The sequence below is a fragment of the Cochleicola gelatinilyticus genome (genome assembly GCF_001637325.1).
Classification (GTDB): Bacteria; Bacteroidota; Bacteroidia; order Flavobacteriales; family Flavobacteriaceae; genus Cochleicola; species Cochleicola gelatinilyticus.
In genome coordinates this window covers 519,095-540,739 of sequence record NZ_LRXL01000037.1, presented here as the reverse complement: position 1 = coordinate 540,739, position 21,645 = coordinate 519,095, and the positions used below count along the sequence as shown (strand labels likewise).

The following is a 21,645-nucleotide window of genomic DNA, read 5'->3' as shown; positions in this document are numbered from 1 at the left end:
TATTTACGTTCTTTGTAGAAAAACTGTACTCCAGCATCATGAAAAGAATCGTTATTACCGGCGGACCAAGTACCGGAAAAACCACGTTAATCGATTACATGGAACAAAAAGGGCTTCATTGCATTCCCGAGATTTCACGTGCTGTAATACTGGCTGCGCGAGAAGAAGGAATCGAGCAGCTATTTTTAGAAGACCCTATTCTTTTCAGTCAGCGTTTATTAGAAGGAAGGCTACGACAATTTAAAGAAACGGCTCAATCCACCAGCGATCGTATCTTTTTCGACCGCGGATTGCCCGACGTTACCGCCTATATGGATTATTTGGGAACTACCTACCCCGAACATTTCCCAAAAACTTGCTTAGAATATAGGTATGATGTTGTTTTTTTGTTGCCGCCTTGGAAGGAGATTTATCAACAAGACAGCGAACGTTATGAATCTTTTGAACAAGCAGAAAAAATTCATCTTGCTTTAGTAAAAGCCTACGAGAAATATAATTACAATATACACACCGTTCCTTTTGGAACTGTAGAAGAAAGAATGGCTTACATTCTCACAACCCTTAAAATCAACCATTGAAAACAGCGCAGCAATTATTGGAACAATTTTGGGGATTTACATCCTTTAAGCCGCTGCAAGAAGAAATTATAAACGCTGTACTTGATGGGAATGACACTGTTGCACTATTACCTACAGGCGGGGGGAAATCTGTTTGCTTTCAGATTCCCTCATTGGTACAGGAAGGAATTTGTATTGTAGTTTCGCCTCTGGTCGCTTTAATGAACGATCAAACTCAAAATCTAAAAGCCAAAGGAATTAAAGCACTTTCCATTTCGGGGGGGCTCTCCTTCGACGAATTACGTACGCTTTTAGACAACGCAATCTACGGAAACTATAAATTTTTATACCTATCACCAGAACGTCTTCAGCAAGACATGGTACAGGGTGCTATTCGCCAAATGAATGTAAATTCGATCGCAGTAGATGAAGCACATTGCATTTCACAATGGGGAAACGATTTTCGTCCTGCTTATAAAAATATTACCGTGCTGCGTGAACTGAAACCACTGGCTCCTATCATTGCATTAACAGCAACAGCAACGCCAGAGGTACTCAAAGACACCATTAAAGAGCTTCAGCTCAACGTACCTAAAGTATTTCAAAATTCATTTATAAGAGAAAACCTATCGTATAAAGTTCAATTTGCGGAAGACAAATTATACCATATTCAGAAATTACTAAAAGATAACACAGGATCTGCTATTGTATATGTTCGCAGTAGAAAACTTGCTGTTGAAACCAGTGATCAGCTAAACAGCCTAGGAATTCGAGCTGCTTTTTATCATGGCGGTGTTTCTCCTAAAGAAAAAAAAGAAAGAGCTGCAGCTTGGCGTGAAGGTCGCGTGTCAACAATGGTCGCTACAAATGCCTTCGGAATGGGAATCGATCATCCTAATGTGAGATTTGTAATTCACATTCAATTACCCGAAAGTTTAGAGGGCTACTTTCAAGAAGCTGGGCGTGCGGGTCGAGATGGAGAACTTGCTACCGCAGTCATTCTTTATAATACCTACGATAAAACGCTAGTAGAACGACAATTTATAGCAGCCTTGGCAACTCCCGATGGTTTAAAAAAATTATACCGGAACCTGAATAATTATTTTCAGATCTCGTATGGTGAAGGGGTGTTTACAGAACATGCATTTAATTTTACTGAATTTTGCAGTAGGTATGCTCTAAATACACTTCTCACATATAACGCATTGAATACCTTAGATCGTCTAGGAATTATACAACTTTCGCAAGAATTTGGACGGCGTTCTATAGTACAGTTTATTAGTTCTTCGGAAACAGTATTAGATTATTTTTCAAGCCATCCTATAGCTTCAGTCATCGGGAAGTCTCTTTTAAGACTTTATGGGGGAATTTTTGAAACTCCTACCTCAGTGAATCTTGATGTAATAAGTAAAAAAACAGGGCAACACACAGACACGATCATTACCACGCTTCAGCAATTGGAACGTGCAGAATTAATTACCCTTCAACTCAAAATTACAGATGCTAGTATTACTTTCTTAGTACCAAGAGAGGATGACAAAACAATTAATGTAGTAAGTAAACAGGTGGTGACACAATATAATAATAAAGTAAATCAAGTTCGGTCTGTCCTCCGTTATATTGAAAATACAAGGGTATGTAGAAGCCATCAAATGGTACGTTATTTTGGAGAAAAACCTTCAATACCTTGTGGTGTCTGTTCGGTGTGTTTAAACGAAGAATCTGTTTCAGAAAAAAATAAAAATACCAATGAAATCAAGTCTGTTTCAGAACTCATATTAGAACTTTTAAAACAGAAGCCTATGAGTTCGCGGGAACTTTCAGAAAAAACTACCTTTGCGTTGCCCGATTTGTTACAGACATTGCAATTATTACTGGAAAACAGAACGATCGCATTAAATTCAAAAAACGAGTATTACATAGCTAAATGAAAGAATTACGAATAGTATTTATGGGAACCCCCGGGTTTGCAGTGGGTGTTTTAGAACAACTAGTAGCCGAAGGTAAACATATTGTTGGAGTGATTACTGCCCCAGATCGTCCCGCAGGTCGTGGAAGAAAACTTACTCCTTCTGCTGTTAAAGAGTTTGCTACCAAGAAAGGATTAAAGGTATTACAGCCCACCAATTTAAAAAGCGTTGATTTTTTAGAGGAGTTACGAGCACTTAATGCGAACCTACAAATTGTTGTCGCATTTCGTATGCTTCCAAAAGTAGTGTGGTCGATGCCAGAATACGGCACCTTTAATTTACATGCTTCTCTCCTGCCTAGTTATCGAGGTGCAGCGCCTATAAATTGGGCTGTTATAAATGGAGAAAAAAAGACAGGAGTTACCACATTTTTTATAGATGAGAAGATCGATACGGGGGAGATTATTGCTACATCTGAAGTCGATATAGCACCCAATGAAACGGCCGGATCACTTCATGATACACTTATGATAGTTGGTAGTGATTTGGTAATTGAAACAGTAAACCGAATAGAACAAGGTTCGGTAAAAACAACCGCGCAACCAAAAACAACGCAACTAAAAGAAGCACCCAAACTTACTCCAGAGAATACGCGCATTGATTGGAGCCACTCTTCTAGTGTAATCCATGCATTTGTTCGCGGGCTTTCTCCATATCCTGTAGCTTGGACCAAATTGAAAAATGGAAAGGATACCCTAAAAATGAAAATTTATGCTTCGGAAGGGGTCATAGAATCACATAATTACAAATCGGGAACTGTTTTTACAACAAAAAAGGAAATTAAAGTAGCTACAAAAGACGGCTACCTATATATAAAGGAATTACAACTTCCTGGAAAGCGAAAAATGGAGGCTGCTTCGTTATTAAATGGTTTTGAATTCGCAAGTGAAGCAAAAGTTATGTAAACCCCTATGGTTACTGATTTCCTTAAAATCGTCTTAAAATCAACTGAGTTTGTTAACAAACCCCCAAAGTTATCAACAAATACAGCGATTTAGCCCGTCATTCCTTGCGTGAACCGATAATCCGATTAAATTTGTAGAGCAATTAATACAATGTTTAACCAACAATTTAATTTTAAAAAGTAAACTATGAACAAATCAGATTTAATCGATGCAATGGCAGAAGATGCCGGAATTACAAAGGCCGCTGCTAAAAAGGCATTAGAATCTTTCTTAGGAAACGTAGAAGGTTCTCTTAAAAAAGGAAATAGAGTATCTCTAGTAGGATTCGGATCTTGGTCAGTTTCTAAAAGAGCTGCAAGAGAAGGAAGAAATCCACAAACTGGAAAAACTATAAAAATTGCTGCTAAAAATGTAGTGAAATTTAAAGCCGGTTCAGATTTACAGAGTAGCGTAAACTAAGTACGTCACTTCTATCTTATTGAAACTCTCCTCATCCGATTTTTTTTCGGTATGAGGAGGGTTTTTTATTTTTACCAATTAACGGTAATGCGCAATTATGTTGTTTATTCAAAAAAATTAACTTAGATTTAAAAGACCAAAAACTAACTATATGACCTCACTCAAACCAACCAAAGGGTGTCTGCTTGTCGCCGAACCTTCAATTATTGGAGATGTTTCTTTCAACAGGTCTATCATTCTTATCGCTGAATATAATAATGAGAATGGTTCTGTTGGTTTTATTTTAAATAAGCCCTTAGAATATAAATTAAAAGATTTTATTCCTGAGATTGCATCGAACCTTATGGTATATAACGGTGGTCCTGTGGAACAAGACAATCTATATTTTATTCATAGAATCCCTGAGATCATTCCAGATAGTATTGAAATTTCTAACGGTATTTACTGGGGAGGAGATTTTAACGCCATTACAGATCTGCTAAAAGAGGACAAATTAAAAGAAGATCAAATTCGTTTTTTTCTTGGCTACTCAGGTTGGGAAACAGACCAATTAGAACAAGAATTAGAAGTACATAGTTGGGTAGTGGCTCCTAATGCCTATAAAAATGACATTATTGGAAAACCTTACGACAATCTATGGAAAGAAAAAATGATCGAATTTGGTGGTGATTATGTATTATGGTCGAACGCACCAGAAAACCCTTCTTATAACTAACCTAGACGTACTTTTACATTTAATTTTCCTAGTAATTCTTTTGCTACAACTGAGGTATATTCCTTTTTTCGATATTTCGATACAGGCTGAATTCCTGTTACCACATTCGTTATAAAAATTTCATTGGCTTTCTGTAATTCGAACGGAGAAACAGATTCTATTTCTAATACATAATCGGGCAATTGAGAAAGAATGGCGATGATTTGTTTTCTAAGGACTCCATTAAGACAACCATCTTCTAAGGGAGGTGTTTTAATCTTATACCCATTTACCAAGAAAATATTCCCGTTAAGTGCTTCCACAACTTGTTTTTTTTCGTTGAGCACCAAACAATTTGCATAGTCATTCTCTTTGGCATAGATGCTTCCAAGAACATTTAAAAGTTTATTGTTAGATTTAAGCGTAGATAAGAGTCCCGAAGTTACATAATGATCTTTAAAAAGTTCAATTTCGTAAGAATCGGTATTTAAAGTATAAAAGGGGTTCGTTATCTTTTCGTAAGATATTAGATACTCAACATCATTGGTATCTGGAGTATATTTACCTCCTTCGATGCGCCACACTAATATTTTTATTCTGTAGGAATCTTTTTTTTCTTCGGAAGCTGCTTCAAAAAGGTCATGTACTTGAGCTTCCAGAAATTCCATCGTAAAATTCATAGGGATTTCCATACGCATAATACGCATGGAAGCCATTAATCTAAAGTAATGATCTTCCCAAAAGTTGAGTTTTCCAGCGGTCATTCGAAGCGTTTCGAAAACCGCATCACCATAGTTTATACCCCGATTAGAGTGAGAAAGTTTCAAATTGGTTTCAGAACCTATATTTCCGTTGTAATTAATCATAAAAAAGCCGCTTAAATTCCGGTTTAAGTCGAAATTATGCGGCGCAAAGATACAATTATTTAGCTCTTTTCTATGCGGATCCTAAGATCTGTTTTAGTTCAGAAACCATATTCTCCCAAAGCATTTTACCCTCATCTACTTCGTCTTCTTCAGCATAATCTGTGATCATAAGAGAAACATCTTTAGTTATTTCATCCACTTGAATGCGCAATTCAAAAAAGTAATCGGTTCCTTCATCGGCCATCCAACGAAATTTAATTCGTTCGCCACTTTTTTTTCCTAGTAGTTTTGCTTTTTCTTCGCTTCCTTCCCATATAAAGGTGAAGAACTCACCTCTTGAATTTACATTGTCGGCATACCATTCGGACATACCAGAAGGTGTAGATATATATTGATACAGTAACGACGGGGATACATGTATCGGAAATTCCATTTCAAACTTTACTTTTTCTTCCATTGTTTTTTACGTTAGCTAGTGCCCAATATATATATTAATTATAAAAGGAAAAAGGAACAGCAAGTCTTTTTATCGTGTTGTACGATTAAATTTTCAAATAAAAAACCCCTCCATATTGAAGGGGTTTTTGTTGTAGCGAGAACGAGACTTGAACTCGTGACCTCCGGGTTATGAATCCGACGCTCTAACCACCTGAGCTACCTCGCCGCATTTTAAGTTTGCAAAGATAAAAACAAAATGATGTGCTGCAAATATTCGCTCTATTTATTTCAACAGATTTTGTAGTTTATCAAAAGTTACTTTTTCCTGCTCCCCACTCTTCATATTCTTTAAGGTATACAAATTTGCTTTCACCTCCTCATCTCCTGCTAATACCGTGAAAGGTATGTCCCGTTTGTCTGCGTAACCCATTTGTTTTCCCATCTTTGCTTCATCGGGATAAAGTTCTGCTGTGATGTCTAGACCTCTTAATTTTGAAATTGCTTTCATGGCATACAAGGACTCTTTATTTCCGAAGTTGATAAATAGTACTTTAGTGTTTGCGGAAACGGTTGCGGGAAAAAGATTTAGTTCTTCGAGAACAAGGTAGATACGATCGAGACCGAAGCTTATTCCCACTCCACTTACATTTTTGAGTCCGAAGATGCCCGTAAGGTCATCGTAACGACCCCCTCCACCGATACTTCCCATATCGACCCCTTTGGGTGCGGCGACCTCAAAGATGGCCCCTGTGTAATAGTTTAATCCTCGGGCTAAGGTGATGTCTATTTCCAAATTAGCAGATTGCAAGCCCAATGCTTCAATAGCATCGATGATGAATTGCAACTCTTTAATCCCTTGTAAGCCTGTTTCAGAAGTATCCAGGAGTTTTTTAAGCAATGTTAATTTTTCAGAAGCACTTCCATCGTTATTAAATACTGGTTGTAATTTTTCGATTGCAGTTTCAGAAATACCTTTTTCTAGCATTTCTTTTTTTACACCTTCCTCCCCTATTTTATCCAACTTATCTAAAGCTACCGTAAAATCGATGAGTTTATCTTCGGCACCAATCACTTCAGCGATCCCACTAAGAATCTTCCGATTATTCATTTTAATAACGACCTCCTTTAGGTTTAATGCTGAAAAAACGGCGTCGTATAATTGAACGAATTCTACTTCCTGCCATAAAGAATCGCTCCCCACTACATCGGCATCGCATTGGAAAAATTCTCTAAAACGTCCTTTCTGCGGGCGGTCGGCTCGCCATACTGGTTGAATTTGATAGCGTTTAAAAGGGAATGTTATTTCATTTTGATGTTGCACTACGTACCGAGCAAAAGGGACAGTGAGGTCATACCTAAGCGCCTTTTCTGAAATTTTAGACGTGAGTTTGGTAGCATCTTTTTCAGAATAGGTTGTGTCATCCACTTTCCGAAGAAAATCACCGCTATTTAAAATCTTAAAAATTAATCGATCTCCTTCATCCCCGTATTTTCCCATAAGCGTTTCGCTATTTTCGAATGAAGGAGTTTCGATGGGTTGAAACCCGTAGCTCATAAAACAGCGTTTAATAATGTCTGTAATATAAGTGCGCTTCACTACTTCTTGTGGTGTAAAATCACGGGTTCCTTTTGGTATGCTTGGTTTTTTCAAAAGTGTCTCTTTAAGGTTTAAAATTCAATATGAGTTGTGCTTGAATTTTAAATTTTCAATTCGAATTTATTTGGTGCAAATATCTTAATTTAAAATGTAATTTCATTCTGAAGGAAGCTATAGTTATACCATCCCTTCTAATTTTCATTTTATAAATTCTATGTGTTTTAAGATAAAAAAATATTTTTCAGAAGCATTTACTATTGTACATCACAACGCCTAATTCTTTTTTAATTGTACTCTCATCTTTTTATGAATATACAGAGAGGGTTAAAAAGGCCATTATTATTAGACCGAGGATAGCAACTAGAGGCCATACGAATTTTAAAAAACGACCATATCCTATTTTTGCAACCCCAAGAAAGGCTAAAATAAGTCCTGTTGGGTTAAGTAAATTGAAGAGTCCGTGACCAAATTGAAAAGCATTTACAACCACCTCTCTGCTTATAGAAACGGTGTCGGCTAACGGTGCTATAATTGGTACAGTGAGAACAGCCGTGCCTGAAGTAGAAGATACGAAAAAGGCGAAAAAATTGTAAACGATGAACAAAGCATTTATAAAAACTCCTCGTTCCATACCCTCTGTGAGACTTCCCGCTTGAAAAAGAATAGTATCGCTAATTAACCCGTCGCTCATAAGTATGGATATTCCTCTAGCCAACCCAATTATAAATGCAACCCCCAATAAAGCGCCAGCTCCACCTATAAAAGAATCTATAAAAGAGGTTTCTTTCATTCGTGCTAGAAAACCAATTACTATCGCTCCAAAAAAGAATACAGCTGTCATCTCAACAAACCACCATTCGAAGGCAATAACCCCCCAAACCATTACAACAAAACAAAGAATAAAAAGAAATAAAATTAATTTAAGTGTTCTTGTTAACGTAGGTATTTTTAAGTCTGGATTTACACTAAAAAGTCTTTCAATTTGTTTTTTTTGATCAAAAATGATTGATTTACTAGGATCTAATTTTACTTTTTTTGCATATCTGAGAATAAAAATAATAGTGACCGAAACACAGATTACAAGCATTATTATTCTACCATAAAGTCCTGTAGTCCATACAATACCCGCAGCATCTGAAGCGATAATCGTAGAAAATGGGTTTGTAGTTGATGCCATTACACCGATTTGAGATCCTAAGAAAACACACGCAACTGCAACTAAAGCATCATATTTTGCAGCTAAAAAAACGGGTATTAAAATGGGAAGAAATGCTATAGTTTCTTCACCAAATCCGAATGTAGTTCCCCCTAAGGCAATTAGGCTTGTGGTACTAATAATTAAAATATACTCTCTACCCTTTAAAAATTCTGAAAGCCATCGAATCCCAGCACTAAAGGCTCCTGTTTTTTCAACAACCCCAACAACACCACCAATAATGAGAACTAAAAATATAATATCTGCTGTTTCGATAATCCCTTTAATAGGAGCTTGAACAAATTCAGAAAAACCCTGTGGCCTGGCTTCGACCAATTCGTAAGAATTAGGAATACTAATGGGCTTATAAATAGCTCCTGAAGTAAAACTTTGTAAAGGTATTTGCACGTGTAATGATTCAAGCGTTTCTGAGGTAGCTGGAAGTTTTTCTGATTTTCCATTTACAATTTTAATAAAACTGTTTTCTGATTTATCGTATGTTAAAGACGCATACTGACCTGCGGGAATTAGCCATGTAAGTAACGCAACAAGAGCAGTTATAATTAATAATATGGCTTGTGCAGAAGGAAAAGATCTTGTTTTCATTGAAATCAAATTATGAAGCTACGAAACTATAAAATTAAAGTGCATTACCATATTAATGATGGTAATACCTTGTAAATATGTGTATCGTGAAAAAATTAGTTACATTTTAATATAAATTACATAACTACTTTACGGTAAATATTTTTTAATTAATCGGGAGTGATACTAATTAATAAAATCGTTGTAAAAATCATTTAGATAGTATCTAACAGTAGCATCTTGCATAGTGTTCATAGTGGACTATTTAAGAATGTCAAAGTATTCTATCTACATTTTCTTTATTTATAAACTAGAGGTACCCCACTGTCTATTGTTTAGAAAAAAAAATAGTTAATTTCGTAACATTGCAGATATCAAATAGTCTAATGGTACAGAATACAACCACCACCTATGTTTTCATTATTTAAAGAGAATGTGCGAATCGCTTTAGATTCCATTAGAAGTCAATTACTAAGAACCATTTTAACAATTGTTATTATAGGGATTGGTATTTGGGCATTAGTAGGCATTCTTAGCGCCGTTAAAGCGCTTGAAACAAATATTGCGGGAAATTTTGAATCGATGGGTGCGAACACTTTTAACCTGCAACGGTACGAATTTTCTGTTCAATCTAGAGGAGGAGGTCAACGAGAAAAAATAAACCCTGTTATTAATTATAATGACGTTCGGAGGTTCGTAGATACCTATGAATATCCCAAAACAAATGTTTCGGTATCCTTTGTAGGAACTGCAACAGCGGAGGTAAAATTTGAATCTGAGAAAACCGATCCTGAAGCTCAGATCTACGGGGTTAATGAAAACTATTTAGATGCAACTGGCACCAATGTAGAACAAGGGCGTAATTTCACGTTATTTGACATTCAGAATAATAATAAAGTTTGTTTACTAGGGTCTGATTTCCTCAAAAACCTTTTTAAAAACGATGATCCTTTAGGAAAGATTATTAGTGTTCGTGGGGTTAAGTTTAAAGTAATAGGAATTTTAGAATCGAAGGGAGCTACTTTCGGAAATAATCAAGACCTTAAAGTACTCATACCTATACAGGCAGCACGTGGAATTTTCACGCAACCTAATATTAATTACACTATTAGTGTTAAAGTCGATGACAAACAATATCTTTCTGGCGCTCAAGATGAAGCGATCGTTACTTTTAGAAATGTACGCAGATTAAGTCCAGTCGAGGAAAATAATTTCGGGATTTCCAGAAGTGAAGATCTTGTAAATCAGTTAGCCGAAATAGGGACAATATTAAATACCGCAGCCTGGATTATAAGTATTATTACAATTTTAGGATCCTCCATTGCCTTAATGAATATCATGTTAGTTTCTGTGACAGAACGTACTCGTGAAATTGGGGTGCGAAAAGCATTGGGAGCTAAAAGTTCTACAATTTCCACACAATTTTTTATAGAGACAATTGTGATTGGACAATTTGGAAGCATCGTAGGAATTATTTTAGGAATTGCTACTGGATTTGCTTTTGCACAAATATTTAATTTCGACTTTGCATTACCGTGGTCTGCAATGATCTGGGCGACCATCATTACTTTTCTGGTGGCTGTTGTTGCCGGTTCCTACCCAGCTTCTAAAGCAGCTAAATTAGATCCTATTGAAAGTTTGAGATACGAATAATATTTAATTCGAATTTATATTAGAAAGATACTGTGCCATCTATTGCTAAAACTAAAAGCCTCTTTGATGGATTTAATTAAAATGTGCTTAACCAGCTTTCTTTGTTACTTTTATATGGTACTGTAAAACATTTATTATGAAAATGCCTAATAAAATAGTAATTCAAAATCCGAACCCCTTCTCACAAAATGAAATTACTAAATTAGAAAACCTCACAGGTCTAACTTTCACTTTAGAATTAAGTACATTTTTCAAAAATTATGCGGGAGGAAAACCAACAATTGATGGAAAAGACTGCCAGATAGATATTATTTACCAAGACGGATGGAAATCTTCTAATGTGCTTGTAGAAATAGCATCCTTTTTATCCATACAAGATTCGTGGCAATATATTAGTTACTTACAAGAATTTAGAGATCATTTTGAAATTCCGGACCGTTATGTGCAGGTTGAAAAACTTATTCCTATAATCAAACTTATGAATGCAACAGTTTACTATGCTACTGAAGGAATGCATGCTGGAAAAATATACTATGTAGATAATGGGGATTTTGGTATTCTTAAAATTTCAAATTCTCTAGATGAATTTTTTAATAAATTATCTCCAAAATAAAAGACGCACCACAAAATATAGAAATGACAGGTAAAATTATGCCTATATAACCGTGAGGAATTTATGGGTTACTTATATCTATTTATCCCGTTTTAGGATTTTAATTAACTAATAAATAATCAAATTTTCTATTTATTAGAGTTTGTAACATTTGTTTATTTTAAGCGTGAATATATACGATAATAGAAATGTTTTTTTGCCTTAGGTTGATAAGATGTGGCGGAATAGATTTTAATAAAGTAACTAATTTATTTACACTTCTATCAGCTAAGATTTTTTATGCATTACTCACTACTCAATATCTTACTAAAGAAATTAAATAACTCACCCTTTGTGATAATAGCTCCTTGCTTGATAATTGCGAAGATATCCCCGTGTTTGTCATTAGAAAAAGCCTTTTCGGAAGTGAAAAATTCAACATCATCGGAAAGATAGTTTTCTTGCAACCATCGATATCCTTCGACGGTAGTGATATCTTTTGTTGTATCTATAACTTTTATAACAATGAGTTGCATTTCTTTCTCAACCACTTTAAACAAGAAAAGTTGTTGAGGAGCTATATTTTCAAGGTATGTTGCTTTAGAAAGGACTCCTTCCCAAACTAAATCGCTAAAAATATCGAGTTCTTCTTCAGCTACTTGAGGTTTGTTGGTTTTAATCTGTTCCCACTCGTCTGCTGTGATTGACTGTGTTGCAAGAAAATTTATAAATTCTCCGTGCAGTTCTTCAAATTGTTCTTTGGTTAAGCGTGTATACTTCATACTAGTTACTCGGTATTCAAATTATATATCTTGAAGGTAAAATTTTGGCGAAATATTAATTCATTTCATGGAAGAAAAAAACCTCCCCCACGAATGAGAAAGGTTGTAATCTATATAGTTTCCGAAGAAATTATTTTGCTTCAGCGATCACTTCGAATGTGAAGTTTGAGATCACATCTCTATGAAAACGAATTGTCGCATCATATTGCCCAGTACGCTTAATGGCACCTCCTGCAATTGAGATATATTTTTTCTCTACTTCAACACCTTCTTTAGCTAATGCATCAGCAAGATCTGCGTTAGTTACAGATCCAAATAACTTATCACCTTCACCAGTTTTTGCACCGATTTTAAGTTCAAGAATTTCACTTAGTTTATCAGCATCTTTTTGAGCTGCTTCTACTACAGTCTTTTCTTTATAGGCGCGTTGGCTTAATGTTTCTGCAAGTGCTTTTCTAGCAGATGGAGTGGCAAGAACTGCATGACCGTTTGGGATCAAGTAGTTTCTTCCGTATCCGTTCTTTACTGTAACAAGGTCATCAGTAAAGCCCAAATTTTCTACGTCATTTTTTAATATAAGTTCCATAATTCGATCTGCTTTTTATTTTAATAAATCGGCTACATACGGCATAAGCGCTAAGTGACGCGCTCTTTTCACTGCTACCGCTACTTTACGTTGGTATTTTAATGAAGTCCCTGTAAGACGTCTAGGTAAAATTTTACCTTGCTCGTTTACAAATTTCAATAAAAAATCTGGGTCTTTGTAGTCAACATATTTAATTCCTGATCTCTTAAAACGACAGTATTTTTTCGCTTTAGAAGTCTCAATATTCAGCGGAGTAAGATATCTGATCTCTCCGTCTTTCTTTCCTTTTGCTTGTTCCTGGATCGTTGCCATATCTTATGCTGTTTTTTTGTTATCTCTTTTTCTTCTTCTTTCCGCCCATGCAACTGCATGTTTGTCTAGACTTACTGTAAGGTATCGCATGATACGCTCATCTCTTCTAAATTCTACTTCAGCCTCATTCACAGCGTCACCTGGAGCAGTAAATTCGAACAAGTGATAAAAACCACTTTTTTTGTGTTGAATGGCATAAGCTAATTTTTTTAGCCCCCAATTCTCTTTGGATATCATCTTAGCACCTTTAGAAACAAGAATATCTTCGTATTTCTTTACTGTTTCCTTTATCTGTTCTTCAGATAAAACGGGATTTAAGATGAAAACAGTTTCATAATGATTCATATAAAATCTATTAAAATTATTGATAAACTCTCAGCACTTTACCAAGAGCGTGCAAAAATACTACAATATTTCTTATTTTCAAACCCTAATCTATACCTTTTTTAATTCCTACACTAAATAGATTAAAGGATAAAAAAATGCGATAAATGTTAATAAAACTTGCATTTCATCGAATTAATGTCTATAATTGCTGTAAGAAAAACTTTTATTACTGTGGATAAACCTATACTGAAATGTGCAATCGTTGATGATTCCACCCTACAAAGACTTTCTATCGTAAAGCTTATAGAGAATCACCCCTCTTTAAATTTAGTAGCAGAATATAATAATGCTATTGAAGCAAAAATGGGATTGGCTACTACCGAGATTGACCTTATTTTTCTCGATATTGAAATGCCTATACTTTCTGGTTTCGATTTGCTCGATGATCTTACTAATAAACCACAGATTATTTTTGTAACTGGTAAAACGAAATATGCCTTTAAAGCATTCGATTACGATGCTGTGGATTATCTTAGAAAACCTATCTCTAAAGAACGGTTTCTAAATGCGGTTCACAAAGCGATCACGAATTATAAATTTAAAAACGATGATGGCTTCGACGATGAAGATTTCATCTTTGTTAAGAGTAACTTGAAAAAAAGAAAGGTTTTCTTGAATGAGCTCCGCTACATTGAAGCTCTTGGAGACTATGTAAAACTAGTTACCGAACACGATGCTTTAGTAGTTCTTTCAACAATGAAAGCTTTTGAAGCTCTTTTACCAAGTGAACGATTTCTACGAATTCACAAATCGTATATCGTTAATTTAGATAAAGTAGAACGCTACAATAGTAAAGTAATTGAACTTGATAAAGAACAATTACCATTAAGCCGTAATAGAAAATCTGATTTAGTAGAAGCATTAGCCGCTACAATGCGCAACTAAGAAATAGTTCGTTTAAACTTAAAATAAAATATCCTGATAGCTACATTACTGTAATTATCAGGGTATTTTATTTCCTCCAATTTTCATAAATTAGTTACTAGATATTTTATTTAGAATATGCTCCAGAAGAATACGTTAACTCATAACTATGAGTGTAAATCTCGAAAACAATTCCAAATGGATCTTCAACATAACACATTTTAAAAGGCTTATCCTCGGGATAATATGCTCTTATTGGCATGCGCTGCTTTCCTCCATAAGATACAATGGTTTCAATTAGGTCTTCGATATTAGGGTCTTGAATACAAAAATGAAATAGACCTGTATTAAATGGACTAAATTCTGGTGCTTCCTTAACCCCATTTGGAAAAGAAAACAGTTCTATACCTATTCCGTCTGATGTGGCCAAATGAGCAATATCGAACGAAGTCCAATCTTCTCCAAATACATCAATACACATTTTACCAATCGCCGTTTCGGCTTCCTTTTTCACTTTAGATGGTTTCATAACAACGTACCATCCCATTACTTCCCTGTAAAATTTCACAGCTTCATGTATATCTGGGACGGTTAATCCAATATGTGAAAAGGTTTTGGGATATGTTTTATTTGTGTTCATAATTTATATTTTAGCATTCAAAATTAATTTATATTTACCTCTTGGGCAATAACTTACCTAAAAGTAAGATAGTTACCTAAACGAGTATTATACTTATTATCAACTATTTACAACTAAAAAATTGAATAAAAAAAATCACTGCCCCCTGCATTATACCATGGGTCTAATAGGCACAAAATGGAAACCTCTAATCCTTTTTCATTTGCTAGATAACAACTTACGCTCGGGAATTTTACAACGTAAGATTTCAGGTATTTCGAATAAAATGTTCACTCAAACTGTTCGTGAATTAGAAAAGGACGGATTAATAACCCGAAAAGTTTTTCCAGTGGTACCTCCTAAAGTAGAATACGGCTTAAGTGAAAGAGGCCGCTCTTTAGAATTGATTTTAAAAAGTTTAGACACATGGGGAGAACAAGACCTTCTTGATTAAGTTAAAAAATAAATAGTCATAAAGTTTATAATAAGAACATCTAAGTTCTAATAATTATCAACATCGATGCTCACTCGAACTGTAGAAAACTCTTTGATCGTATTAAAGCTTCGCTGTACATTCGAAATATAGCCTTTGGTCTTTGCCAGCGATTGTTGCTTCGGAATTTTCACCAATACATTTGTTATATAAAGGTTTCTTACTCTTCCCACGGGAGGTGTTTCTGGACCAAGAACATGCTCTTTTAACTTTTGTTCTAATGCGCGTCCAAACCATATAGATGCTTTATCCATCTTATCGTAACTTTTGTCTTTAAAAGTGATTCGGATTGTACGGTAGTAGGGAGGATATTTGTATTGATATCGTTCTTCAGCCTCCTGTTTGTACATCGCTTCATACTCATTAGAACTTACCTGCTGTAATATTAAATGGTGAGGATTGTAAGTTTGAATAAGCACTTTTCCACGTTTCTCGGTACGTCCTGCCCTACCAGAAACTTGTTGCAATAACTGAAAACTACGTTCATGCGCTCTAAAATCTGGGAAATACAACAACGTATCGGCATTCATTACTCCTACAAGACCAATGTTTCTAAAGTCTAATCCTTTTGCAAGCATTTGAGTTCCAACTAGAATGTCAATCTCTTCATTTTCCAATCTTTCAATTAATTTTCCATATGCGTTTTTTCCACGTGTAGTGTCTTGATCCATTCGAGCCACAACTTTATCTGGAAATAGGTGATTTAGTTCTGTTTCTATCTGTTCGGTTCCAAATCCTTTGGTATCGAGAGTTTCACTACCACATGCCATGCAAGATCGCAACATTGCCATATGATAGCCACAATAATGACATCGTAATTGTTTTTTATATTGATGGTATGTTAAACTCACATCACAATTGGGACATTGGGGAGACACACCACACGTTGTACATTCTACAACGGGAGAATAGCCTCTTCGGTTCTGAAACAAAATAATCTGTTCCTTATTAGAGATTGCCTCTCTCATAGCTTCTAACAAAGTATCACTAAAATGCCCTGTCATTAATTTTTTACGATGTTTTTCCTTAATATCTATTAGCGAGATATCTGGCATCAAAACATTTCCAAACCGTTTTGTGAGTCGCACCAGTCCGTACTTACCCGTTTCAGAATTATGATAGCTTTCTAATGAAGGTGTTGCAGACCCTAGCACCAATTTTGCATTATGAATATTCCCAAGCACTACCGCGCTATCTCGCGCATGATAGCGAGGAGATGGATTGTATTGTTTAAACGAAGGCTCATGCTCCTCGTCTACAATAATAAGTCCTAGGTTACTAAAAGGCAAAAACAGCGACGAGCGAGCACCAATTACAATTTGCGCCTTAGGTTTACTCTCAAGTACATTTTGCCAGACCTCCACCCGTTCATTTACCGAATATTTAGAATGATATACTGCGACTGTTTCTCCAAAATAATTTTGGAGTCTTGAAATAAGTTGCGTGGTTAATGCAATTTCAGGAAGCATATACAGCACCTGTTTTCCAGTCGCGATCATTTCTTCAATAAGCCGTACGTACACTTCGGTTTTTCCACTCGAAGTAACCCCGTGAAGTAGCACGACATCTTTAGTTTCAAAATGTGTTTTTACCTCAGAAAGCGCCAGTGTTTGTGCTTCATTTAGTTGTTTGGTTTCTGAAACTGCTCCTCCTGTATATTCAACTCGATCTTTTTGAATAAGGTATTCTTCTAAGATTTTTTTTTCGACCAAAGTCTTTACAACGGCGGCAGAAGTGTTACTTTTCTTCTGTAGTAGTATCGCATCGACAGGCTTTTTAGTTTGTGCTGAGAGCATAAACAAATTCATAAGTACTTCCCGTTGTTTTGGTGCTCTTGAAAGTGAATCTAATAATTCTTTAAGTTTTTCTTCGGAAGTGTATGGCGGTGCTAATTGAAGATATCGTTTTAATTTTGGTGTATATTGTTCGTGCACCTCTTCTTGTACTTCAATCACCTTTTTCTGAATAAGCCCTTCAAGAACCTTTACTACGTTCTTTCGATCGAGAATAGAGCGGATGTCGTTAATGTGTAATTGCGACTGATGCTGTAAGGCTTCATATACCAGAAATTCATCATCTGTAAATTCAGACTCATCTATTGTGTTACTTTCTGAAACCGATGTATTTTCTTCTGAAGCTTCATCAATATTATGTTTCGACACATCTTTCCGAAGTCCAACCATGGTATCACTTTCCAATAGAAAAGCTCCTGGTAATGCGGCACGAATTACTTCCCCCAAAGTACACATATAGTAGGCAGACATCCACTCCCAATGCTTTAACTGAGTTTCTGTAACAATGGGTTGTTCATCTAAAATTTGATCAATATGTTTGGTATCGTACCCAGGTGGATTATCGTTATAAATTCCATAAACAATACCTGTGTATACTTTCGATTTTCCGAAGGGAACCGCGACCCGCATACCACGTTTTAAAAATACCGCTTCATCACGATTTACTTGATAAGTAAATGCTTGCTTTAATGGAATGGGCAATATGACATCGATGAAGTACAAGTAGCTATGTAAAAAAAATGAATAAAAATTACTTGGTTTAACAAAAGTAAAAAAGGCCATTCAACTATTGAACAGCCTTTACATTAATTTATACACAAGATGTTATTGTTGTCTCACCCAATATTGAGTTCTTCCTAATAAAGAAAAACCTACATAACCACGTACCTTCAATTTATTTGGTTCTTCTAAGGTAATATAACATTTATATTGTTTTCCGTTTTCAGGATCGGTGATGGTTCCGTCGGTATATTCGTCACCATCTTTTTCTAAATCTTTTATGATTTCTAGTCCTAATACAGGCTTGTTTTTATCTTTCCCTGTACATTCTACGCAAACCACATCGCGTCGTTCTTCGTTAAAGATTTCCTTTACCTTTCCATATACTTTACCATCACGCTCGTAAATTGTAACGATCGATTTGGCTTCTCCAGTATTATCATCTATTGTTTTCCAATCGCCCATTACGCCTTGAGCGAATAGTGTTGTCGATGATACACATATAATTAAGAGGAGTGCTATTTTTTTCATACTTTTTTATTTATTAAGCATTGCTTTTTTAAGTTTACTATCTGCAGGATCGTTTCCTAACCAGATTCCAAAAAGTGCTTTTTTAAAGGTCATACCAGAGATAGTACCTAATTCTTTACCATTTTTGTAAGCGACAGTCCCTTTTCCTTTTTGGTAGGTAATATCAAAGACATCATTTTCAACAATTTCAGCGCTAAAGAAACCCATAAATTTTTTAATTTCTGCTGAGATTGCCGAAGTGTTTCCATTTGTTGAAGCGTCGAATCCTTCTTCTACTGCTTCACTCATAGCATCACTTGATACAAATCCAGAAGTTATCACCAATTTAATCGCCATAGATTCATCAGCATTAACTATATTTTTTGCATCACTAGATTTTTCAGTAAGGTATAAACCTCCTGAGTATAATTTTAAAACCATTGCTTTTTTTCGAATTCCAGCACCGTTTAATACTAATTCTTGCCCACCAAAGTTTACAGTATTTGGTAGCGTTACACTACCTACTTGAGTTTGAGCAACAGCGGTACCAATAGTAAGAATTGAAATACAAAGTAATAAGACTTTTTTCATTTTTATTTATAATTAAGTTAGTGTTCCATGTTGAGACTTATCTCGTAATCGTTGTAAAGAAATGTTTAATTCGAATCCTAACAACAATATATTTGAGTTAATCCAAATATATAATAACATTATTAAAAGTGCACCAATCGAGCCATATAACTCGTTGTAATTTGAAAAATTATTTATATAAACTCCAAATAAATACGTTGTTAAGATAAACAATAGGGTTGTTAACAATGCACCTAAAGAAAAGAACCTGGATTCTTTTCCTTCTTTTGTACCGTAATAATACAAAATTGCGGTTATAATGTAAATCATAATTACAAAGATCGTTACTTGTAACGCAGAAATCCAAAACAGATCATTCTGAATGTACGCTTTTCCAGTAAGGTCATTTATTAGGTATTCACCGTATAATATGACGCCAACAGTAATTAACAACAACAATGCCAAGAAAATAGAAACTACCAGCGCAACCATATATTGTCTAAAAAAACTACGATTCATTGTAACGTGAAACGAATACCCAAATGCACTAAAAATAGCATTAACCCCATTAGCTGTAAGAAACACTGACAAAAAGAAAACAGCAGATAACAATCCCCCTCTTGGGTTTACGGCAATATCTGCAATTACTGGATAGAAAAAATCTGCAGTTTGGGGAGGCAATAATCCTTCAATAAAAATTAAGAATCGTGTTTGAAATCCTTCTACAGGAACAATTGGGATAAGGTTTAGAATAAATAGTAAAAAAGGAAATATGGCGACGAAAAAACTATACGCAATAGAGCTAGCTCGCGAAGAGAAAGTACCTTTTATAATTCCTGTTCCATAAATATCTAATAGATTATATAAAGACAAACCGTTAGTTCCTGGAATTAAAATTCGCTTACTAATTCCAATAAGATATTGAAAAAAAGAATACAATTTCTCTTTTATATATCGAATAGGCTTTCCAATTACGGGAATATTAGTTTGCGATTTTTCTTCAGACATTAAACCGCTTTTAAGCTTAAATCCATATTATAAACCGAGTGAGTTAATGCTCCGCTCGATATAAAATCTACACCGCATTCTGCATATTTACGTGCCGTTTCGAGGGTAATTCCTCCACTCGATTCGGTTAAACAAGTATCGCCAATTAAATCAACCGCTTTACGAGTATCTTCATAGTTAAAGTTATCGATAAGAATGCGGTACACACCTTCCGTTTTAAGAATTTCTTCAATCTCTGAAAGATCTCGCGCCTCAACTATAATTTTTAGATCTAAACTGTTTTCTCGCAAATATGTTTTAGTTGTTTCAATTGCTTTAGTAATTCCTCCGCAAAAATCAATGTGATTATCTTTTAGCATAATCATGTCGTACAATGCGAATCTATGATTTTCTCCTCCACCAATTTTTACAGCCCATTTTTCTAGAGCTCGAATCCCAGGTGTCGTTTTACGAGTGTCGAGTATTTTAGTTCCAGTGCCCTCAAGCAATTGCACATATTTATTTGTTTTAGAAGCAATCGCACTCATTCGTTGCATAGCATTTAATACAAGACGTTCTGCTTTTAAAATAGATTGCGACGAACCAGAAACATAAAAACAGATATCCCCGTAAGAAACTTTATCTCCATCCTTCATTTTAACATCCATTTCCAAACCTGTATCTACATACTCAAAGACCTGTTTCGCAAAATCGATCCCTGCAATTATCCCTTCGTCTTTTACCAATAACTTTGCGGTTCCAGTGGCTTCTTCAGGAATGCAGGCTAGCGAACTATGATCGCCATTACCAACATCCTCACGAATGGCATTCGCAATTATTATATCTATTTCTTTTTCGAATTGTTTCTTTGAGATCATAACTTTTAGAAATTTCAGCTAAATTAAATAAAAGATGCTTTATATCGTCTAATATAGTTAGAATACAGGGATTATTTTGAAATGAATTACTCCCAAAAGACAAGATATTTTTTACTTTTACAACGAATAATCTACGAAATGAAAATTACTCTTTTAGCCATTGGAAAAACAGACAATAAGCAACTTCAAACCTTAATTGAAGATTACACTAAAAGGCTAAGGCACTATGTGTCTTTCGATTTTGAAATCATACGAGACATTAAAAATGCTAAAAACCTTTCTGAAGATCAACAAAAAAAATTGGAAGGAGAAGAAATTTTAAAACGCCTTACACCTTCAGATCAACTAATTTTGTTAGATGAAAATGGGAAATCGTTTACTTCTGAAGCATTCTCTAAATACCTTCAGAAGAAAATGAATAGTGGATTAAAACAATTAATTTTTGTAATCGGAGGTCCTTACGGATTTAGCAATGAAATATATCAGCGTGCCAACGGAAAAATTGCACTATCTTCAATGACATTTTCACATCAAATGATACGCTTATTTTTTGTAGAACAAGTATATCGCGGATTTACGATACTTAAAAATGAACCCTACCATCATAAATAAAATTCCCGTAAAGAAGACAAT

At 35.1% G+C, this 21,645-nt stretch carries 24 protein-coding genes and 1 tRNA gene; 10 read left to right on the top strand and 15 right to left on the bottom strand.

The features are described 5' to 3' along the window. Positions 1-38 precede the first annotated feature (38 nt). The 5 genes from ULVI_RS10070 (at position 39) to ULVI_RS10050 (ending at position 4,606) form a co-directional block, all read left to right on the top strand. Positions 39-578 (top strand): AAA family ATPase, encoded by a 540-nt coding sequence (locus tag ULVI_RS10070; protein ID WP_197463500.1) that lies wholly within the window; start codon positions 39-41, stop codon positions 576-578. After that, a complete protein-coding gene (locus ULVI_RS10065; protein WP_068592357.1) occupies positions 575-2,488 on the top strand; it encodes a RecQ family ATP-dependent DNA helicase in 1,914 nt (637 codons plus the stop codon). Before ULVI_RS10070 ends, ULVI_RS10065 begins: the two co-directional genes overlap by 4 nt. After that, a complete protein-coding gene (fmt, locus tag ULVI_RS10060) occupies positions 2,485-3,432 on the top strand; it encodes a methionyl-tRNA formyltransferase (RefSeq protein WP_068592356.1) in 948 nt (315 codons plus the stop codon). The genes ULVI_RS10065 and fmt overlap by 4 nt, the downstream gene beginning before the upstream one ends. Before the next feature lie 186 nt (positions 3,433-3,618). Beyond that, positions 3,619-3,891, top strand: coding sequence for an HU family DNA-binding protein (locus ULVI_RS10055; RefSeq protein WP_068592355.1), 273 nt, complete (start codon positions 3,619-3,621; stop codon positions 3,889-3,891). A gap of 151 nt (positions 3,892-4,042) precedes the next feature. Further along, positions 4,043-4,606 carry a YqgE/AlgH family protein gene (locus tag ULVI_RS10050; RefSeq protein ID WP_068592354.1) on the top strand — a complete coding sequence of 188 codons (564 nt, stop codon included), beginning with the start codon at positions 4,043-4,045 and terminating at the stop codon, positions 4,604-4,606. Here the strand turns inward: ULVI_RS10050 and ULVI_RS10045 are convergent. From ULVI_RS10045 to ULVI_RS10025, 5 genes are all read right to left on the bottom strand, one after another. Then, positions 4,603-5,451 carry an aminotransferase class IV gene (locus ULVI_RS10045; RefSeq protein WP_068592353.1) on the bottom strand — a complete coding sequence of 283 codons (849 nt, stop codon included), beginning with the start codon at positions 5,449-5,451 and terminating at the stop codon, positions 4,603-4,605. The genes ULVI_RS10050 and ULVI_RS10045 overlap by 4 nt on opposite strands. Positions 5,452-5,521: 70 nt before the next feature. After that, positions 5,522-5,908 (bottom strand): START-like domain-containing protein, encoded by a 387-nt coding sequence (locus tag ULVI_RS10040; RefSeq protein ID WP_068592352.1) that lies wholly within the window; start codon positions 5,906-5,908, stop codon positions 5,522-5,524. A gap of 133 nt (positions 5,909-6,041) precedes the next feature. Further along, positions 6,042-6,115: transfer RNA gene (locus ULVI_RS10035), tRNA-Met, on the bottom strand. A gap of 57 nt (positions 6,116-6,172) precedes the next feature. After that, entirely contained in the window at positions 6,173-7,540 is a 1,368-nt protein-coding gene (gene hisS / locus ULVI_RS10030; RefSeq protein ID WP_068592350.1) for a histidine--tRNA ligase, read from the bottom strand. 250 nt (positions 7,541-7,790) lie between these two features. Continuing rightward, entirely contained in the window at positions 7,791-9,287 is a 1,497-nt protein-coding gene (locus ULVI_RS10025) for a YfcC family protein (protein ID WP_068592348.1), read from the bottom strand. Between the two features lie 390 nt (positions 9,288-9,677). On the opposite strand from ULVI_RS10025, the gene ULVI_RS10020 reads away from it, so the two are divergent. Both ULVI_RS10020 and ULVI_RS10015 read left to right on the top strand, forming a co-directional pair. Next, positions 9,678-10,919 (top strand): ABC transporter permease, encoded by a 1,242-nt coding sequence (locus tag ULVI_RS10020; protein WP_068592346.1) that lies wholly within the window; start codon positions 9,678-9,680, stop codon positions 10,917-10,919. Positions 10,920-11,055: 136 nt separating this feature from the next. Continuing rightward, positions 11,056-11,532: an SMI1/KNR4 family protein gene (locus tag ULVI_RS10015; RefSeq protein ID WP_068592344.1), complete on the top strand. Its 477-nt coding sequence runs from the start codon at positions 11,056-11,058 to the stop codon at positions 11,530-11,532. Positions 11,533-11,816: 284 nt separating this feature from the next. Here ULVI_RS10015 and ULVI_RS10010 read toward each other — a convergent pair whose 3' ends face one another. The 4 genes from ULVI_RS10010 to rpsF all read right to left on the bottom strand — a co-directional run bounded on the left by ULVI_RS10010 (position 11,817) and on the right by rpsF (position 13,536). Further along, positions 11,817-12,293, bottom strand: coding sequence for a DUF6495 family protein (locus ULVI_RS10010; protein WP_068592342.1), 477 nt, complete (start codon positions 12,291-12,293; stop codon positions 11,817-11,819). Between the two features lie 130 nt (positions 12,294-12,423). Then, complete coding sequence (rplI, locus tag ULVI_RS10005) at positions 12,424-12,879, bottom strand: 50S ribosomal protein L9 (RefSeq protein WP_068592340.1); 456 nt, start codon at positions 12,877-12,879, stop codon at positions 12,424-12,426. Between the two features lie 15 nt (positions 12,880-12,894). Next, complete coding sequence (gene rpsR / locus ULVI_RS10000; RefSeq protein ID WP_068592339.1) at positions 12,895-13,191, bottom strand: 30S ribosomal protein S18; 297 nt, start codon at positions 13,189-13,191, stop codon at positions 12,895-12,897. 3 nt (positions 13,192-13,194) lie between these two features. Further along, entirely contained in the window at positions 13,195-13,536 is a 342-nt protein-coding gene (gene rpsF, locus ULVI_RS09995; protein ID WP_068592337.1) for a 30S ribosomal protein S6, read from the bottom strand. Between the two features lie 213 nt (positions 13,537-13,749). Between rpsF and ULVI_RS09990 the strand changes: the two genes are divergently transcribed. After that, positions 13,750-14,463, top strand: a complete 714-nt coding sequence (locus ULVI_RS09990) for a LytR/AlgR family response regulator transcription factor (protein WP_241780974.1) — start codon at positions 13,750-13,752, stop codon at positions 14,461-14,463. A 106-nt stretch (positions 14,464-14,569) separates the two neighbouring features. Here the strand turns inward: ULVI_RS09990 and ULVI_RS09985 are convergent, their stop codons facing one another. Then, on the bottom strand, positions 14,570-15,082 hold the full coding sequence (locus ULVI_RS09985) for a VOC family protein (RefSeq protein WP_068592333.1): 513 nt from the start codon (positions 15,080-15,082) through the stop codon (positions 14,570-14,572). 157 nt (positions 15,083-15,239) lie between these two features. Here ULVI_RS09985 and ULVI_RS09980 point away from each other — a divergent pair, with 157 nt between their 5' ends. After that, the gene (locus ULVI_RS09980; protein WP_068592331.1) at positions 15,240-15,515 is read left to right on the top strand and encodes a winged helix-turn-helix transcriptional regulator; all 276 of its coding nucleotides are present in this window, start codon (positions 15,240-15,242) and stop codon (positions 15,513-15,515) included. Positions 15,516-15,562: 47 nt separating this feature from the next. Here ULVI_RS09980 and priA read toward each other — a convergent pair whose 3' ends face one another. The 5 genes from priA to nadC all read right to left on the bottom strand — a co-directional run bounded on the left by priA (position 15,563) and on the right by nadC (position 21,012). Continuing rightward, positions 15,563-18,070 (bottom strand): replication restart helicase PriA, encoded by a 2,508-nt coding sequence (priA, locus tag ULVI_RS09975; RefSeq protein WP_068592587.1) that lies wholly within the window; start codon positions 18,068-18,070, stop codon positions 15,563-15,565. A 102-nt stretch (positions 18,071-18,172) separates the two neighbouring features. Continuing rightward, positions 18,173-18,598 (bottom strand): DUF2147 domain-containing protein, encoded by a 426-nt coding sequence (locus ULVI_RS09970; protein WP_068592329.1) that lies wholly within the window; start codon positions 18,596-18,598, stop codon positions 18,173-18,175. A gap of 6 nt (positions 18,599-18,604) precedes the next feature. Further along, on the bottom strand, positions 18,605-19,168 hold the full coding sequence (locus ULVI_RS09965; protein WP_068592327.1) for a chalcone isomerase family protein: 564 nt from the start codon (positions 19,166-19,168) through the stop codon (positions 18,605-18,607). A gap of 12 nt (positions 19,169-19,180) precedes the next feature. After that, positions 19,181-20,155, bottom strand: a complete 975-nt coding sequence (locus ULVI_RS09960) for a YihY/virulence factor BrkB family protein (protein WP_082830838.1) — start codon at positions 20,153-20,155, stop codon at positions 19,181-19,183. Further along, positions 20,155-21,012, bottom strand: a complete 858-nt coding sequence (gene nadC / locus ULVI_RS09955; protein ID WP_068592325.1) for a carboxylating nicotinate-nucleotide diphosphorylase — start codon at positions 21,010-21,012, stop codon at positions 20,155-20,157. The genes ULVI_RS09960 and nadC overlap by 1 nt, the downstream gene beginning before the upstream one ends. 138 nt (positions 21,013-21,150) lie before the next feature. Here nadC and rlmH point away from each other — a divergent pair, with 138 nt between their 5' ends. Further along, positions 21,151-21,624, top strand: a complete 474-nt coding sequence (rlmH, locus tag ULVI_RS09950; protein ID WP_068592323.1) for a 23S rRNA (pseudouridine(1915)-N(3))-methyltransferase RlmH — start codon at positions 21,151-21,153, stop codon at positions 21,622-21,624. The last annotated feature ends 21 nt before the right edge of the window (positions 21,625-21,645 follow it).

Excerpts from the sequence above, each read along its gene's own strand:
- rpsR (WP_068592339.1), bottom strand. The coding sequence starts at position 13,191 with ATGGCAACGATCCAGGAACAAGCAAAAGGAAAGAAAGACGGAGAGATC.
- fmt (WP_068592356.1), top strand. The coding sequence starts at position 2,485 with ATGAAAGAATTACGAATAGTATTTATGGGAACCCCCGGGTTTGCAGTG.
- ULVI_RS10010 (WP_068592342.1), bottom strand. The coding sequence starts at position 12,293 with ATGAAGTATACACGCTTAACCAAAGAACAATTTGAAGAACTGCACGGA.
- ULVI_RS10040 (WP_068592352.1), bottom strand. The coding sequence starts at position 5,908 with ATGGAAGAAAAAGTAAAGTTTGAAATGGAATTTCCGATACATGTATCC.
- ULVI_RS10020 (WP_068592346.1), top strand. The coding sequence starts at position 9,678 with ATGTTTTCATTATTTAAAGAGAATGTGCGAATCGCTTTAGATTCCATT.
- ULVI_RS10055 (WP_068592355.1), top strand. The coding sequence starts at position 3,619 with ATGAACAAATCAGATTTAATCGATGCAATGGCAGAAGATGCCGGAATT.
- ULVI_RS09985 (WP_068592333.1), bottom strand. The coding sequence starts at position 15,082 with ATGAACACAAATAAAACATATCCCAAAACCTTTTCACATATTGGATTA.
- rlmH (WP_068592323.1), top strand. The coding sequence starts at position 21,151 with ATGAAAATTACTCTTTTAGCCATTGGAAAAACAGACAATAAGCAACTT.
- ULVI_RS09980 (WP_068592331.1), top strand. The coding sequence starts at position 15,240 with ATGGGTCTAATAGGCACAAAATGGAAACCTCTAATCCTTTTTCATTTG.
- ULVI_RS10050 (WP_068592354.1), top strand. The coding sequence starts at position 4,043 with ATGACCTCACTCAAACCAACCAAAGGGTGTCTGCTTGTCGCCGAACCT.
- rplI (WP_068592340.1), bottom strand. The coding sequence starts at position 12,879 with ATGGAACTTATATTAAAAAATGACGTAGAAAATTTGGGCTTTACTGAT.
- nadC (WP_068592325.1), bottom strand. The coding sequence starts at position 21,012 with ATGATCTCAAAGAAACAATTCGAAAAAGAAATAGATATAATAATTGCG.
- ULVI_RS09970 (WP_068592329.1), bottom strand. The coding sequence starts at position 18,598 with ATGAAAAAAATAGCACTCCTCTTAATTATATGTGTATCATCGACAACA.
- ULVI_RS10025 (WP_068592348.1), bottom strand. The coding sequence starts at position 9,287 with ATGAAAACAAGATCTTTTCCTTCTGCACAAGCCATATTATTAATTATA.
- ULVI_RS10070 (WP_197463500.1), top strand. The coding sequence starts at position 39 with ATGAAAAGAATCGTTATTACCGGCGGACCAAGTACCGGAAAAACCACG.
- ULVI_RS09960 (WP_082830838.1), bottom strand. The coding sequence starts at position 20,155 with ATGTCTGAAGAAAAATCGCAAACTAATATTCCCGTAATTGGAAAGCCT.
- ULVI_RS10045 (WP_068592353.1), bottom strand. The coding sequence starts at position 5,451 with ATGATTAATTACAACGGAAATATAGGTTCTGAAACCAATTTGAAACTT.
- ULVI_RS09965 (WP_068592327.1), bottom strand. The coding sequence starts at position 19,168 with ATGAAAAAAGTCTTATTACTTTGTATTTCAATTCTTACTATTGGTACC.
- ULVI_RS10015 (WP_068592344.1), top strand. The coding sequence starts at position 11,056 with ATGAAAATGCCTAATAAAATAGTAATTCAAAATCCGAACCCCTTCTCA.
- rpsF (WP_068592337.1), bottom strand. The coding sequence starts at position 13,536 with ATGAATCATTATGAAACTGTTTTCATCTTAAATCCCGTTTTATCTGAA.